Source organism: Glycomyces xiaoerkulensis, assembly GCF_002798405.1.
In the GTDB taxonomy this organism is placed as follows: domain Bacteria; phylum Actinomycetota; class Actinomycetes; order Mycobacteriales; family Micromonosporaceae; genus Glycomyces; species Glycomyces xiaoerkulensis.
Genome location: NZ_PGGV01000016.1, coordinates 177814 through 192255, shown reverse-complemented (window position 1 = coordinate 192255; position 14442 = coordinate 177814). Strand labels below are relative to the sequence as shown.

General features: G+C 70.0%; 15 protein-coding genes. 9 read left to right on the top strand and 6 right to left on the bottom strand.

Features of this window, described 5'->3' with window-relative positions; translation table 11 throughout:
* Nucleotides 1-157 precede the first annotated feature (157 nt).
* Complete coding sequence (locus CUT39_RS06560; protein WP_232805632.1) at nt 158-1423, top strand: chitinase; 1266 nt, start codon at nt 158-160, stop codon at nt 1421-1423.
* A gap of 199 nt (nt 1424-1622) precedes the next feature.
* Nucleotides 1623-2573 carry a hypothetical protein gene (locus CUT39_RS06555; protein ID WP_157930517.1) on the top strand — a complete coding sequence of 317 codons (951 nt, stop codon included), beginning with the start codon at nt 1623-1625 and terminating at the stop codon, nt 2571-2573.
* 17 nt (nt 2574-2590) lie between these two features.
* On the opposite strand, the gene CUT39_RS06550 is transcribed toward CUT39_RS06555, so the two are convergent.
* Nucleotides 2591-4255, bottom strand: coding sequence for a fumarate hydratase (locus tag CUT39_RS06550; RefSeq protein WP_100445164.1), 1665 nt, complete (start codon nt 4253-4255; stop codon nt 2591-2593).
* 199 nt (nt 4256-4454) lie between these two features.
* On the opposite strand from CUT39_RS06550, the gene rpsF reads away from it, so the two are divergent.
* Genes rpsF through rplI form a run of 4 tightly spaced genes read left to right on the top strand, consistent with a single transcriptional unit; the run spans nt 4455 to nt 6049 of the window.
* Nucleotides 4455-4745 (top strand): 30S ribosomal protein S6, encoded by a 291-nt coding sequence (rpsF, locus tag CUT39_RS06545; protein WP_100445163.1) that lies wholly within the window; start codon nt 4455-4457, stop codon nt 4743-4745.
* 39 nt (nt 4746-4784) lie between these two features.
* A complete protein-coding gene (locus CUT39_RS06540) occupies nt 4785-5279 on the top strand; it encodes a single-stranded DNA-binding protein (RefSeq protein WP_100445162.1) in 495 nt (164 codons plus the stop codon).
* 45 nt (nt 5280-5324) lie between these two features.
* Nucleotides 5325-5570 (top strand): 30S ribosomal protein S18, encoded by a 246-nt coding sequence (rpsR, locus tag CUT39_RS06535; protein WP_100445161.1) that lies wholly within the window; start codon nt 5325-5327, stop codon nt 5568-5570.
* Nucleotides 5571-5584: 14 nt separating this feature from the next.
* Nucleotides 5585-6049, top strand: coding sequence for a 50S ribosomal protein L9 (rplI, locus tag CUT39_RS06530; RefSeq protein ID WP_100445160.1), 465 nt, complete (start codon nt 5585-5587; stop codon nt 6047-6049).
* Nucleotides 6050-6231: 182 nt separating this feature from the next.
* Here the strand turns inward: rplI and CUT39_RS06525 are convergent, their stop codons facing one another.
* Complete coding sequence (locus CUT39_RS06525) at nt 6232-6621, bottom strand: hypothetical protein (protein WP_100445159.1); 390 nt, start codon at nt 6619-6621, stop codon at nt 6232-6234.
* A gap of 323 nt (nt 6622-6944) precedes the next feature.
* Here CUT39_RS06525 and dnaB point away from each other — a divergent pair, with 323 nt between their 5' ends.
* Nucleotides 6945-8378: a replicative DNA helicase gene (dnaB, locus tag CUT39_RS06520; protein ID WP_100445355.1), complete on the top strand. Its 1434-nt coding sequence runs from the start codon at nt 6945-6947 to the stop codon at nt 8376-8378.
* 3 nt (nt 8379-8381) lie between these two features.
* On the opposite strand, the gene CUT39_RS06515 is transcribed toward dnaB, so the two are convergent.
* From CUT39_RS06515 to CUT39_RS20185, 3 genes are all read right to left on the bottom strand, one after another.
* Entirely contained in the window at nt 8382-9641 is a 1260-nt protein-coding gene (locus CUT39_RS06515) for a glycosyltransferase 87 family protein (protein ID WP_100445158.1), read from the bottom strand.
* A gap of 4 nt (nt 9642-9645) precedes the next feature.
* Complete coding sequence (locus CUT39_RS06510; RefSeq protein WP_100445157.1) at nt 9646-10047, bottom strand: ATP-binding protein; 402 nt, start codon at nt 10045-10047, stop codon at nt 9646-9648.
* Nucleotides 10048-10145: 98 nt separating this feature from the next.
* Nucleotides 10146-10886 (bottom strand): glycerophosphodiester phosphodiesterase, encoded by a 741-nt coding sequence (locus CUT39_RS20185; protein WP_157930516.1) that lies wholly within the window; start codon nt 10884-10886, stop codon nt 10146-10148.
* Nucleotides 10887-10925: 39 nt separating this feature from the next.
* On the opposite strand from CUT39_RS20185, the gene larB reads away from it, so the two are divergent.
* Entirely contained in the window at nt 10926-11612 is a 687-nt protein-coding gene (gene larB / locus CUT39_RS06500; RefSeq protein WP_100445354.1) for a nickel pincer cofactor biosynthesis protein LarB, read from the top strand.
* Nucleotides 11609-12781 carry a nickel pincer cofactor biosynthesis protein LarC gene (gene larC, locus CUT39_RS06495; RefSeq protein WP_100445155.1) on the top strand — a complete coding sequence of 391 codons (1173 nt, stop codon included), beginning with the start codon at nt 11609-11611 and terminating at the stop codon, nt 12779-12781. The genes larB and larC overlap by 4 nt, the downstream gene beginning before the upstream one ends.
* A gap of 31 nt (nt 12782-12812) precedes the next feature.
* Here the strand turns inward: larC and CUT39_RS06490 are convergent, their stop codons facing one another.
* Complete coding sequence (locus tag CUT39_RS06490; protein ID WP_100445154.1) at nt 12813-14345, bottom strand: multicopper oxidase family protein; 1533 nt, start codon at nt 14343-14345, stop codon at nt 12813-12815.
* Nucleotides 14346-14442: the final 97 nt, after the last annotated feature.

The following is a 14442-nucleotide window of genomic DNA, read 5'->3' as shown; positions in this document are numbered from 1 at the left end:
GTGACAATCTGAACCGATTCCTCTCGCTGCCCGTGGGAGCGCTGGGCAAATCGGGCGGACGGGAATCTCTCCACCTGCGGACTCTTGACACGCGACCGGGAATCGACAACCATGATTGTAATTTCTGTTAGGAATATTTACTATCATGGAGGGCGCCTTGAAACGCACCCGAACGGCGGCGCTGATCGCCGCCTCCACCCTGATCGCGGGGGCGGCCGCCGCCGTCCCGGTCGCCTTCGCGACCACCGCGTCCGCCGCCGAATGCCAAGGGGAGCCCTGGGACGCGGACACCGTCTACTGGGGTGACGACCTGGTCAGCCACCAGGACGAGGAGTACCGCGCCCAGTGGTGGACCCGCGGCCAGGAACCCGGCACCACCGGCGAGTGGGGCGTGTGGGAGCACCTCGGCGCCTGCGACGGCGCCGGTGACGACCCCACCGCCGAACCGACCGATGAGCCTACTGACGAACCCACCGACGAGCCGACGGACGAGCCGACCGACGCCCCCACGACCGGTCCGCCCCCCGGCGACGGCGAGACGACGCTGACCGGCTACTGGCACAACTTCGACAACGGCTCCACCGTGATGCGCCTGTCCGAGATCCCCGCCGCCTACGACATCGTGGCGGTGGCCTTCGCCGACGCCGTCCCGAGCCCGGTCGGCGCGGTCGACTTCACCCTCGACTCGGACGTCGCGAACCAGCTCGGCTACACCGAGGCCGAGTTCAAGTCCGACATCGCCGCGATCCAGGCCGAGGGCCGCAAGGTCATCATCTCGGTGGGCGGCGAGAAGGGCAACGTCACCATCAACGACGCCGCCTCGGCCGACGCCTTCGCCGAATCGGTCCTTTCGCTGATGGACGAGTACGGCTTCGACGGCGTCGACATCGATCTCGAGCACGGCATCGACGCCTCGGCGATCGAGACCGCGATGCGGGCCGTCCACGCCGGCGCCGGATCGGACCTGGTCTACACCATGGCCCCGCAGACGATCGACTTCCAGTACGAGAGCGCCGGATACTACCAGTTGGCGGTCAACACCAAGGACATCCTGACCATCGTCAACATGCAGTACTACAACTCCGGGTCGATGCTCGGCTGCGACGACCAGGTGTACTCGCAGGGCGACGTCGACTTCATCACCGCGCAGGCGTGCATCCAGCTCGAAGCCGGGCTCGCGCCGAGCCAGGTCGGCCTCGGCCTCCCGGCCGTGGCGAGCGCCGCCGGGAGCGGCTACGTCGACCCGGCGATGGTCAACGACGCCCTCGACTGCCTGACCCGGCTGGCCAACTGCGGCGACTTCACGCCGAGCCAGGCCTATCCGGGCATCGGCGGCGCGATGACCTGGTCGGTCAACTGGGACGCCACCAGCGGCTACCACTTCGCCGACACCGTGGCCGGCCACTTCTCGACCCTCCCTTAGCCCCACTCCGTTCCGCGGCCGCCACCGCGGAACCAGGGCGGGCCCGGCGAGCGCACAACGCCGACCGGGTCCGCCCGCTCCCGATCCGACGTGCGAGCACGAGCCCGGCCCGGTGCCGTCAATGTGATCCTCGGCGCAGGGCGACACACCGCCGGAAATACGACCCCTCATGCTTGTTGTTGACGCTTAATCTCCATTCATGCCGAAAACACCTCATGAGGCCCTGCACCATCTGTTCCGGGACGACCCGGACTTGTTCCGCCGAGCGCTGAAGGAATGCCTCGGGGAGGACTTCCCGGTCTTCCGAGGCGTGGCGGCCATCGACTCGGACCTCACCGAAATCAAGCCCGTCATCCGCGAAGTGGACACGGCGATGCGGATCGAGACCGACACCGGCGCCGAGATCCTGGTCATCGAACCGCAGTCGACCGTGCCCACCCGGGCGAAGCAACGGGCATGGCACTGGTACCTGGCCTACCTCGAGGCGTACTTCGGACTTCCCGCCACGCTGATCATCCTGACCGCCGATCCGGCCACCGCGGCGGCCTGCCGGGCCCCGATGACGCTCGGCCCGGAGCGGCGGGCCTCGGCCACCATCCATCCGTTCGTCATCGGCCCCGACAACACGCCGTTCATCACCGATCTCGCTCAGGCCGCCGAAGACATCATGCTGGCCATCATGGCGGCTCTGACGCATCGGAACCACCCCGACATCGCCATCGCCCTGGACGTCCTGGCCGAGGCCCTCGACGGGATCGACCTCGAATCGGCGAAGTTCTTCGCCGAGTACATCGAGGTCGGTCTCGGGGAAGGTAGCGCACACGACCACTGGAGGAGCATAATCATGACCATGACCTACCCGTTCGCTTCCGGACTGCGCCGAGAGCTCAAGGCCCTGGGGCGTGCCGAAGGCCGAGCCGAAGGCCGTGAGCAGGGCCGAGCGCAGGGCCGTGAGCAGGGCCGAGAGCAAGGACGAGTGCAGGGCCGGGCCGAAGCGCTGTTCGGCCTGCTGTCGATGCGCGGCATCGAGCTGCGCGCCGAAGACCGGGACCGCGTGCTCCGCTGCGAGGACGAGCAGATCTACCTCGGTTGGCTCCAGCGGGCGGCGACGGCCGAGACCGCCGCCGACGTTTTCGAACCGACCGACTGAGACCGCCCCAGCGTCGTCTACGACCCGATCTTGATCTTCGGTTTGCGGCCGATGGACAGGACCGGGTCACGGGTCTCGGCGAAGAAGTCGTTGCCCTTGTCGTCGACGACGATGAAGGCCGGGAAGTCCTCGACCTCGATCTTCCAGACCGCCTCCATGCCCAGCTCCGGGTACTCCAGGACCTCCATGGCCCTGATGTTCTCCTCGGCGAGCTTCGCGGCCGGTCCGCCGATCGAACCGAGGTAGAAACCGCCGTGCTCCTTGCACGCATCGGTCACCTTCTGCGAACGGTTCCCCTTGGCGAGCATCACGAACGAACCGCCGGCGGCCTGGAACCGGTCTACGTAGGAGTCCATGCGGCCGGCGGTGGTCGGGCCGAACGAGCCCGAGGCGTAGCCCTCGGGGGTCTTGGCCGGACCCGCGTAGTAGACCGCGTGCTCCCGCAGGTAGTCGGGCATCGGCTCACCGGCGTCGAGGCGCTCCTGGATCTTGGCGTGGGCGATGTCGCGGGCGACCACGAGCGGACCCGACAGCGACAGCCGGGTCTTCACCGGGTACTTCGTCAGCTCCTCGCGGATCTCGGACATCGGCCGGTTGAGGTCGATGCGGACCACGTCGCCGTCGAGGTCGTCCTCGGTCGTGTCGGGCATGTACCGGCCCGGGTCGGTCTCGAGCCGCTCCAGGAACACCCCCTCGGAGGTGATCTTGGCCTTCGCCTGCCGGTCGGCCGAGCAGGAGACGGCCAGCGCAACCGGCAGCGAGGCACCGTGCCGGGGCAGCCGGACGACGCGCACGTCGTGGCAGAAGTACTTGCCGCCGAACTGGGCGCCGATCCCGAACCGGCGCGTGAGCTCCAGCACCCGCTGCTCGAGCTCGACGTCGCGGAAGCCGTGGCCGCCGGGCGAGCCCTCGGTGGGCATGCCGTCGAGGTACTTCGCGGAGGCGTACTTGGCGGTCTTGAGCGCGTACTCGGCGCTGGTGCCGCCGATGACGAGCGCGAGGTGGTAGGGCGGGCAGGCGGCGGTGCCGATCTGGCGGAGCTTCTCGTCGAGGAACGCCATCATCGCGTCGGGGTTGAGGATGGCCTTGGTCTCCTGGAACAGGAACGACTTGTTGGCGCTGCCGCCGCCCTTGGCCATGAACAGCAGGTTGTACTCGTCCCCGCCGTCGGCGTAGAGCTCGATCTGGGCCGGCAGGTTCGAGCCGGTGTTGCGCTCCTCCCACATCGACAGCGGCGCCATCTGGCTGTAGCGCAGGTTCAGGTCCCGGTAGGCCCGCCAGACGCCCTCCGAGAGGTGCTCGGCGTCGCGCATGTCGGTCAGGACGTTCTGGCCGCGCTTGCCCATGACGATCGCGGTACCGGTGTCCTGGCACATCGGCAGGACCCCGCCGGAGGAGATACCGGCGTTCTTGAGCAGGTCCATCGCCACGAAGCGGTCGTTGCCGCTGGCCTCGGGGTCGTCGAGGATCGAACGCAGTTGCGCCAGGTGCGCCGGGCGCAGGTAGTGGGAGATGTCGTGGATCGCTTCGGCGGCCAGGTCGGCGAGCACCCGGGGCTCGACGGTGAGGAACCGCCTGCCGGCGGCCTCGACCGTGTTCACCCCGTCCGCGGTCAGCAGGCGGTACTCCGTCGTGTCCGGGCCGATGGGAAGCAGGTCGGTGTATTGGAACTCAGCCGTCACGACACCCAACTTAGCGCGAGCGGCGGCCCTGCGTTGTCGGCGGCCATTGGTAGCGTCACACCTGGGCGGCGCGCCGCGGGCGCACCGCCCATATGCAGGTACGATTACCGGGTTGTCCGCCGTCGAGCGGTCAACGAGCAAGTCATCCTCCTGCCACGGAAGGACCGTGGCCGTCGAGACCAGAGGAGGTGGAGCGATCTTGCGGCATTACGAACTCATGGTGATCCTCGAACCGAATTTCGAGGAGAGCCAGGTCAGCCCGACGCTGGAGAAGTTCCTGAAGGGCGTCAAGGACGCCGGGGGCGCGGTCGACAAGATCGACGTCTGGGGAAAGCGTCGTCTCTCCTACGAGATCGAGAAGAACAGCGAAGGCATCTACGCCGTCGTCGACCTGCAGTCCGAGCCCGCACCCGTGGCGGAGTTGGAACGGCAGATGCGGCTCAACGAGTCGGTGCTGCGGACCAAGGTGCTGCGGCCGGAGCTTCGGTAACCCGACATTGCAACTGCGAGACCTTAAGGAGTAGAGGTCATGGCAGGAGAGACAGTCATCACGGTTATCGGCAACCTCGTCGACGACCCCGAGCTCCGGTACACGCCCTCGGGGGCCGCCGTTGCGAAGTTCCGGATCGCCTCCACGCCGCGCACCTTCGACCGGGAGTCCGGTCAGTGGCGCGACGGTGAGGCGATGTTCCTGACCTGCAGCGTGTGGCGGCAGTACGCCGAGAACGTGGCCGAGTCCCTGTCGCGCGGTTCGCGCGTGATCGTGCAGGGGCGGTTGAAGCAGCGCAGCTTCGAGACCCGCGAGGGCGAGAAGCGCACGGTGTACGAGATCGACGTCGACGAGGTCGGCCCGGCGCTGCGGTTCGCCACGGCGAAGATCACCAAGACCAGTGGCGGAGGCGGCGGCCGTTCCCAGTTCGGGGGCGGCGGCGGTGCTTCGGTGCCGGACGACCCTTGGGCGTCGGCCGCCCCGGCGGGCGGCTCCTCGTCCGGCCAGGGCTTCGACGAAGACCCGCCGTTCTAACCGGGTCCGGCCCGGATCGATCTGAAGTAAGGCAAGAAGAAGGACATGGCCAATTCGAAGTCGGCTCCTCTGCGGAAGCCGAAGAAGAAACCGAACCCTCTGAACAAGGAGGGCATCACCTACGTCGACTACAAGGACACGGCGCTGCTGCGGAAGTTCATCTCCGACCGCGGCAAGATCCGTGCCCGCCGCGTCACGGGGGTGACCTCCCAGCAGCAGCGGCAGATCGCCGCGGCGGTCAAGAACGCCCGCGAGATGGCGCTGCTGCCGTACACCAGCCAGAGCCGTTAGGAAGGAGTGAGCTTATGAAGATCATCCTGACTCATGAGGTCCCCGACCTGGGCTCGGCCGGTGAGGTCGTGGACGTCAAGCCGGGCTACGGCCGCAACTACCTGCTGCCGCAGGGCCTGGCGATCGCCTGGACCAAGGGCGGCCAGAAGGAGGTCGACGCGATCCAGCGCGCTCGCGCCGCGCGCGCGATCCACGATCTGGATCAGGCCCGCCAGGTGGCCGAGCGGTTGAAGCAGACCGACGCCCACATCGTCGCCCGGGTGGGCGACGCCGGGCGACTGTTCGGCTCGATCACGGCCTCCGACGTGGCGAAGGCGGTCGAGGAGGCGGGCGGCCCCAAGGTCGACCGCCGCCGCGTGGAGCTGCCGGGGACCATCAAGGCGACCGGCACCTACGACGTCCAAGTGAAACTGCACCCGGAGGTGACCGCCAAGTTCAAACTGCAGGTCACCCCGGCCAAGCGCCGCGCCAAGAAGTAGCGTCCGGCGCGATACGGGCCCGGCCGCCTCGCTGAGGCGGCCGGGCCTTGATCTGTCCGCCGGGGTCGGAGTCCGCGCGGGGGCTCCGACGTGTGTCCACGAGCATGGCCGGGCGCTGCCGGCGCACGACGAACGGCCCCGAATTCCGCCGACCGGCCCGGCGGCGCCGGGGCAACGGTCGCTCAGTTCGTCCAGCCGGCCGTGCGGAGGATGACCGTCACCAGCCCCGCGCCGAGGATCGCCGCCGCGGTGCCGGCCACCCCGGCGCGCCAGCCGGCGCGCGGGAGCCGCAGCAGGACCGCCACGAGCAGGCTCGCCGTCAGCGAGGAGGCTATCCACGCCCAGCCGCCCGAGACCGCCGCCGCGATGCGCGCCGCGGCGGTGCAGCCGGTGGCGGCGCAGTTGGCCTCGACCGCCGGTTGCGAGACCACCCACACCAGGTAGGCGATCGCCGGCACCACGTACCAGGCCAGCGTTACCAGCAGCGTCGGCGTGAACGCCCGCTCGCCGGGGCGATCGTCGCCGTCGGGGTCCAGGCGCGGTCGGCGCTCGGGGCGCTGATTCGGCGTCATGTGAGCCTTCCTCCGATGGGAGCGCGTCCGGTGTCGCCCTCACCATACCGGTGAACTTGGCACGAAGAAATTCTCGTCCACAGGCAGTGGATAACGAACGACCTGGTCAAGGTTGCAATGTGAGCGCAGTTCTCATTGATGTCCACAGTCCGTCCACAGATCCACCCAAGTTATCCACAGGTTGTCCACAGACTTGTCCACAGGTTGTCCACAGGGGCGTTTGCTTCAATAGCGGCGACGACATAGCGTCGTTGAGGCCCCGGGCAGTCGCACCCGGGCGGTAGATTCTTCGTGAACGCACGGTGACCGAGGGGGTGGGCGACATGACCGATGTGTCCACGGGCAGCGCCTACGCGCGTGAATCCAACGGCGCCAACGGCTCATCGTATTTCGACTCCGCCCCGCAGGACGACCGCTTCGGCGGCGCCCGCGCCTTCGAACGCACGCCCCCGCAGGACCTCGCCGCCGAGCAGTCCGTGCTCGGCGGCATGCTCATGAGCAAGGACGCCATCGCCGACGTGGTGGAGACGCTCAAGGCGAGCGACTTCTACCGGCCCAGCCACGGCATCATCTTCGACGTCATCTGCGACAAGTTCGCCGGCGGCGACCCGGCCGACGCGGTCACCGTCGCGGCCGCGCTCGCCGACTCCGGCGACCTGGCCAAGGTCGGCGGCGGCCCTTACCTGCACGACCTGCTCGACGCCGTCCCGACCGCCGCGAACGCCGGGTACTACGCCCGCATCGTCAAGGACAAGGCGATCCTCCGCCGCCTCATCGAGGCCGGCACCAGGGTCGTCCAGCTCGGCTACGGCTCCGGGCAGGGCGGCAGCGACATCGACGACCTGGTCGACCTGGCGCAGCAGGCCGTCTACGACGTCACCGAGAAGCGCCAGAGCGAAGACTTCTCGGTGCTGTCGGATCTGCTCCAGCCCGCCATGGACGAGATCGAGGCGATCGGCGCCAACCAGGGAGTGCTCACCGGCGTGCCCACCGGCTTCGCCGACCTCGACCGGCTCCTCTCGGGCCTGCAACCGGGCCAGCTCGTCATCGTCGCCGGCCGTCCGGGCCTGGGCAAGTCCACCGCCGCTATGGACTTCATGAGGCACGCCTCGCTGCACCACCGGCACCCGGCGGCCCTGTTCAGCCTCGAGATGAGCAAGCTCGAGATCGTGATGCGCCTGCTGAGCGCCGAGACTCGGGTGCCGATGCACGTCCTGCGCTCGGGGGACCTGTCAGACGACGACTGGACCCGCCTGGCCAAGCGCATGGGCGACATCTCCGAGGCGCCGCTGTTCGTCGACGACACCGCGTCGATGACGATGATGGAGATCCGCGCCAAGGCCCGCCGCCTGAAGCAGCGGCACGACCTCAAGCTGCTGGTGGTCGACTACCTTCAGCTCATGACCTCCCCGAAGAAGGTCGAGTCGCGCCAGCAGGAGGTCTCCGAGATCAGCCGCGGACTCAAGCTGCTGGCCAAGGAGATCGAGTGCCCGGTCATCGCCGTCGCCCAGCTCAACCGCGGCCCCGAGCAGCGCACCGACAAGCGCCCGGCCTTGAGCGACCTACGTGAGTCCGGCTCACTCGAACAGGATGCGGACGTGGTTCTGCTTCTGCACCGCGACGACTACTACGACAAGGAGTCCCCGCGCGCCGGCGAGGCCGACTTCATCGTCGCCAAGCACCGCAACGGCGCCACCGACACCATCACCGTGGCCGCGCAGCTCCACCTGTCGCGGTTCGTCGACATGGCCATCTGAGCCTCAACGCCACCACTCCACCAGCAGCGACGGCCCGGCCGACCGCCTGCCCGACGGCGCCGCGGCCCGTTCGGGCGCAGCGGCGGCGGCGTCGCGCAGCGCCAACCACCATCCCAAGAGGATCGCCGGGTACAGCAAATAGCCGAAGCGGGTCGCGGGCATCAGCAGGAACGCCGCCGACAGACCCGCGGCGCACCACAGCGCGGCCCCCGCCGCGGTCTCGGGCGGGCGCTGCCACAGCAGCGCCGCGATCAGCACCGCCGCCGCACCCAGCAGCGCCGGGGCGATCAGGTCCCCGAACGGGACGTACTCGGCGATCAGGAAGCCCGGCAGCGGCGACCGCGCCGGAGACTCCACCACGCCGTGCCCCAGACCGAAGGCGACCGAGTTGTCGGCGAAGCCCCGGAAGTCGACCAGCAGCACCGGCAGCAGCGACACCGCCACCGGCACGGCGAAACCGCCCAGATGGCGCCGCAGGCACTCGGGACCGCGCCGCCGGACGAGCAAGGCCAGCACCACCGCCACCGGCCAGGCGAACAGCTTCAGCGACGCCGCGGCCCCCACCGCGAGGCCCGCACCGAACCACCGCTCGCGGGAGCACAGCGCCAGCGCCAGCACCGCCAAACAGACCACCGGCATGTCGTCGCCTCCGGTGGCGAACGTCAAGGCGCACACCGGGAGCAGCACGCTCGCCTGGAACGCCCGCAGCAGTGTGCCCTTCCCGGCGGCGCCCCGCAGCAGCCGCATCGCCCCGTAGAGGCAGGCCGCGGCCGCCAGCATGAAGAAGATCCGGGCATCGGACCACCAGTGGTCCCCGAAGACCGCGTCCGGAACCCCGAACAGCGCCATCGCCGGCTGGTACGGGTAGTAGCCCAGCAGCGGCTCCGGCAGCGCGGCGATCTGGTCGGCGTGCAGATAGGGGCTGCCGGTCTCCAGCAGCCGCCGCCCGGCGTCCTCTACGACCACGACCTCCTCCTGGGCGCGGCCGGCCACCCCGTCGGCGTGTTCGATCGCCTGGGCCAGCAGCGGGATCGCCGCGACCGCGACCCCGGTCGCGCCCGCCACCAGCGCCCGTTTGAACCAGGTGACGCCCACCTGGGCGAGCAGCATGGCGAGCGCGAACGCGGCCGGAGCGTAACCGCCGACGGCGATCGCGCCCCAGTTCCGGTGGGGTTCGAGGGTCGACCAGAGCGCGGTGGCGCCGGCGGCCAGCGCCGCCAGGGCATAGAGGGACAGATCTATTGCGAGCGGTCTTTTCGACACGCGTTCAGCGTACGGGGACTCGTGCCCACACTTCCTGTGTGCCGTCGCCGAGGGGCCGGGAGCCCCAGCGGCTGGACAGTTTGGACACGATGAGCATGCCGCGCCCGTGCGCCGAGTCCAGGTCTATGGGGAGCACGTGCGGGTGGGTGGCCGAGCCGCCGTCGAGGACGCGGACCTCGACGTCGGTGGCGCGGATGGCGACGCCGACGCAGACGTCGCCGCCGGGCAGGGGCTTGGCGTGCCTGACGGCGTTGGAGACCAGTTCGGTGGCGCATACCAGCAGGTCGTCGCGGCTGTCGTCGGGGAGTTCGGGGAGCGCTGAACGGAGCCAGCGGCGGACCAGGTTGGGGGCGCTGGCCTGGTGCGGGACCCGCAGCCGCTCGGATGCCGGTTTGGCGGCTGGCATGGCGACTCCCTCCCACCTGGTTGCGCCTGTCGGCAGCTATACAGCAACCTACCCGCTGCTCGCCGATGTCGCCAGCATTACGTCGGACGCCGAGTGCGTCATCGGGGCGAATCCGTCAGCGCCTTCCTGATCGCGGCGGGGCGGTCGGTGAACAGGACGTCGGCGCCGGCCTCGGCGAGGCGTTGGGCGGTTTCGGCGTCATTGACCGTCCAAACATACGCCTCGTAACCCTGCTCGTGGGCGCGTTCGAAGAATGTCGGCGTCGATTCGACGTGGTCGACCTTCGAGCTCAGCGCTTGCACCCCTTCGGGAGGGCGGCGGAACGGGTACTCGAAGATCCACACCAGCGGGGTGGTGTTGTCCAACCGGCGCCAGGTCTTCAGCGCCGCACGCGAGAACGACATGACCGTGGCCTGGAGGCCGGGCCAGCGCCGCAGGGTCTCCCACAGCCGCATCTCCAGGCGCGGCCCGAACTTGGAGGGGTGCTTGGCCTCGATGTAGAGCCGGATGTCCCTGCCGGAGTCGGCGACCAGTCCGAGGACGTCCTCGATGGTGGGGATGCGGGCGGCCTCGGGGTCGGAGCGGCAGTCGGGGTGGCGGGCGGCGAAGTTGAGTTCGCGGAGCTGGGCGAGGGTCATGTCGGCGATCGCGCCCCGGCCGTCGGAGGTGCGTTTGACGGTGCGGTCATGGTGGAGGACCAGGTGGCCGTCGGCGGTGAGCCGGAGATCGAACTCGAACCCGTCGGCGCCTTCGACGATCGCCTGCCGGTAGGCGGCGAGCGAGTGCTCGGGAAGGAATTCGCTCGCGCCCCGGTGGGCGGCGATCAGCGGTTGGGACACACCACGACGATAGCCGGAGGCGGGTGACAGTATCGAGGCGTGCAGACGAACAGTAACGGCTTCGCCGACCTCGGCTGGGCGAAGATCGACACGGACCGGCCGGCCCGGACCGGGTCGGCCGAGGCGGTGTACGCGGCGGGCAAGTCGCCGCAGCAGGTCGTCGATGCGCTGCGGGTGCTGCGCGCGGCGCATCCGGGGCGGCCGGCGGTCGCGACCAGGTGCGACGAGGCGTGCCTGGCGGCGGTGGCGGAGGCGTTCGGTGCGGAGGCGTCGTGCGAGGCCGGGACGGCGGCGGTCGGGGCGTTCGGCGAGCCGGAGACCGGGCCGGTGGCGGTGGTGTGCGCGGGTACGTCGGATCTGCCGGTCGCCAAGGAGGCCGAGCTGGTGGCGCGCGCGAACGGGCTGGACGCGGTGCTGCTGGCCGATGTCGGCGTGGCGGGCCTGCACCGGCTGCTGGAGCAGGTCCCGGCGCTGCGGGAGGCGGTGTGCGTGATCGTCGTGGCCGGGATGGACGGGGCGCTGCCGAGCGTGGTGGCGGGTCTGGTGAGCGCGCCGGTGATCGCGGTGCCGACCTCGGTCGGCTACGGGGCGGCCTTCGGCGGTCTGGCTCCGCTGCTGACGATGCTGAATTCCTGTTCGCCGGGGGTGACGGTGGTGAACATCGACAACGGTTTCGGCGCGGCGGTGGCCGCTTCGCGGATCTTGAATGTGAAGGCGGACCGGTGACCGAGGCGTGGTTGGACTGCTCGGCGGGCGCGAGCGGCGACATGTTCCTGGGGGCGCTGGTCGGCGCGGGTGTGGACCTGGCGGTGATGCAGGAGGCGGTCGACGCTCTGGGTGTCGAGCCGGTCCGGTTGACCGCGCGGTCGGTCGAGCGGCACGGCCTGGCGGGGGTGAAGGTCGACGTCGAGGCTCCTGAGGCGGCGTTCGACCGCCACTGGCAGGCCGTCCGGGGCCTGATCGAGGATGCGGGCCTGGGCGACGGGGTCAAGGCGCGGGCGCTGGAGGCATTCGGGCACCTGGCTGCGGCCGAGGCGGCCGCGCATGGGATCGAGGTCGAGCGGGTGCATTTCCACGAGGTGGGTGCGCTCGACTCGATCGCCGACATCGTGGGTGCGGCCGCGGGGCTGGAGGCGCTGGGGGCGGACCGGGTCACCGCCTCGACGGTGACGGTCGGGTCGGGGACGACGCGCGGTTCGCACGGTGCGATCCCGCTGCCGGCCCCGGCGGTGCTGCGGATCCTGTCGGAGGCGGGAGCGCCGGTGGTGGGGGCGGTGCCGTACGAGTCGTGCACGCCGACCGGCGCGGCGCTGATCGCATCGAGCGCGGGCGGCTGGGGCCCGATGCCGGAGATGGTGGTCGAGCGGATCGGCGTGGGCGCCGGCGGGAAGGACCCGACCGAGCGGGCGAACCTGCTGCGCATTGTGGTCGGCCGGGAGGTCGGTGCCGCCGCCCCGAAACCGGTGGTGATCGAGACCAATGTGGATGACTTCGATCCGCGGCTGTGGCCGGGCGCGCTGGCGGCGCTGCTGGAGGCCGGCGCCTCGGACGCGTGGCTGACGCCGATCCTGATGAAGAAGGGCCGGCCGGCGCACACGGTGCACGTGCTGTGCCGGGCCGAGGCGGTCGAGGCGGTGCGGTCGGCGCTGGTGCGCCATACGACCACGATCGGAATGCGTTCGTACGAGATCGAGAAGTACGCGCTGGAGCGCCGGTACACCGCGGTGCGGGTCGGCGGGCACCGGATCGGGGTGAAGATCGCCGCCGAGGGCGGTGAGGTGGTCAACGCCTCGGTGGAGTACGAGGACGCGGTGGCCGCGGCCGCGGCGCTGGGCCGTCCGGTGAAGGTCGTCATCGCCCAGGCGACCGCGATGGCGGCCGAGCAGTACGGTTGAGCCTCCGGCCGCAGCGGCCGGACCGGTCGACTCAGGTGTGGTCGTGGGCGGCGCCGCCCTCGGGGACGGTGCCGATCTCCTCGCCTTCGCCGAGCACCACGAACTGGCCCATCATGCCCGCGTCCTCGTGCATCAGGATGTGGCAGTGGTACATGTACGGCAGGTTCGGATCCGAGTAGTCGGTGAACCGCATCGCCAGGCGGTACCGGCGCTGCGGCTCGAGCTGCACGGTGTCCTTCCAGCCGCGCAGGAACGGCGGCGGCTCGTCGCCGTCGACGGTGAGCACCTGGAACTGCACGTCGTGGACGTGGAAGTTGTGCAGGTAGCCGTCGTTGTTCTGCACCTCCCACACCTCGGTGGTGCCCACCCGGGCGCCGAAGTCGATGCGCTCCATGTCCATCTGCTCACCGTTGATCGAGTTGAACCCCGCCAGGCGGAAGGACCGCTCCCGAGCGACCGGGTCGCCGCCGACGTCCGGGGCGGTCCCCATCGCCGCCGGGATCTCGGTCTCGTCGGCGGGCGCGTCGGCGACGTGGAACCGGCAGACGTCCAGCCGGTCGTCGCCGCCGTTGAGGCGCCCGAACGGGCCGGTGTAGCCGAATTCGGCCGGGTACGAACGCAGGTCGACCGTCTCTCCGGGCTCGAACGCCGCCACGATCTCGGCCCGCTCGCCCGGTGACAACTGCAGCCGGTCGGTCTCCCAGGCCTCGGGCAGCAGCCCGCCGTCGGTCGCGATCAGCGAGAAGGGCCGGTCGTCGGAGAACCCGAAGTTGTACAGCCGCGAGTTCGAGCCGTTGAGCAGCCGCAGCCGCACCAGCCGCGTGGACACCTCGAAGTAGGGGCCGAGCGTGCCGTTGACCAGGATCCGGTCGCCCAGCACGCCCTGCGTGCTCATGAACGAGGAGCGCTCGTCGAACTGGTTGCCGCCGTCGAACTTGCGGTCCTGCACGATGAACGGCACGTCGTCGACCCCGTAGGTGCTCGGCAGGTTCAGCGACTCCGACACCTCGTCGTCGATGATGAACATGCCCGCCAGGCCCCGGTAGACGTGGCGGCCGGTCCGCCCGTGCGGGTGCGGGTGGTACCACAGCGAAGCCGCCGGCTGGTCGATCGTCCACTGGGGCGCCCACAGTTCGCCGGGCGCGATCCACTGGTGCGGCCCGCCGTCCATGACCGCCGGCAGGTGCATGCCGTGCCAGTGGAGCGAGGTGTTCTCCTCCAGGCCGTTGCCGATGGTGAACGCGACCTCCTCGCCGCGCCGGGCCCTGATCGTCGGGCCCAGGAAGTCCTGGTTGATTCCCCAGGTCTCGGTGGCGCGGCCGTTGCGGAACCGCCTCTGCCCCGTCCGGATGTCCAGATCGAAAACGCGCGCGCCCGAGGCGTCGAGCTCCGATTCGGCCAGCGGCGGGACCGCCAGTGCGGTGTCGAAGTCGACCTCGCCGACCGTGTCGAGCTTGGCGGTGCCGTACAGGTACGCGACGGTGCCCCCGCCGCCGAGCGCGAGGGCCCCGACGCCCCCGCCGACGCCGATGAGGGTCCACTTCAATGCCTTGCGCCGTTTCATGGTGGCAATGCTGCTGGCCGGGAGGCGGCGTCGGCATCGGGCGACGGAGGTCAATCCGTGTACCACCGGGGGATGAGGAGCGGGCGGCCAATGCACC

Excerpts from the sequence above, each read along its gene's own strand:
- CUT39_RS06490 (WP_100445154.1), bottom strand. The coding sequence starts at position 14,345 with ATGAAACGGCGCAAGGCATTGAAGTGGACCCTCATCGGCGTCGGCGGG.
- CUT39_RS06510 (WP_100445157.1), bottom strand. The coding sequence starts at position 10,047 with ATGCCAGCCGCCAAACCGGCATCCGAGCGGCTGCGGGTCCCGCACCAG.
- rpsR (WP_100445161.1), top strand. The coding sequence starts at position 5,325 with ATGGCCAATTCGAAGTCGGCTCCTCTGCGGAAGCCGAAGAAGAAACCG.
- CUT39_RS06555 (WP_157930517.1), top strand. The coding sequence starts at position 1,623 with ATGCCGAAAACACCTCATGAGGCCCTGCACCATCTGTTCCGGGACGAC.
- CUT39_RS06540 (WP_100445162.1), top strand. The coding sequence starts at position 4,785 with ATGGCAGGAGAGACAGTCATCACGGTTATCGGCAACCTCGTCGACGAC.
- CUT39_RS06525 (WP_100445159.1), bottom strand. The coding sequence starts at position 6,621 with ATGACGCCGAATCAGCGCCCCGAGCGCCGACCGCGCCTGGACCCCGAC.
- rplI (WP_100445160.1), top strand. The coding sequence starts at position 5,585 with ATGAAGATCATCCTGACTCATGAGGTCCCCGACCTGGGCTCGGCCGGT.
- dnaB (WP_100445355.1), top strand. The coding sequence starts at position 6,945 with ATGACCGATGTGTCCACGGGCAGCGCCTACGCGCGTGAATCCAACGGC.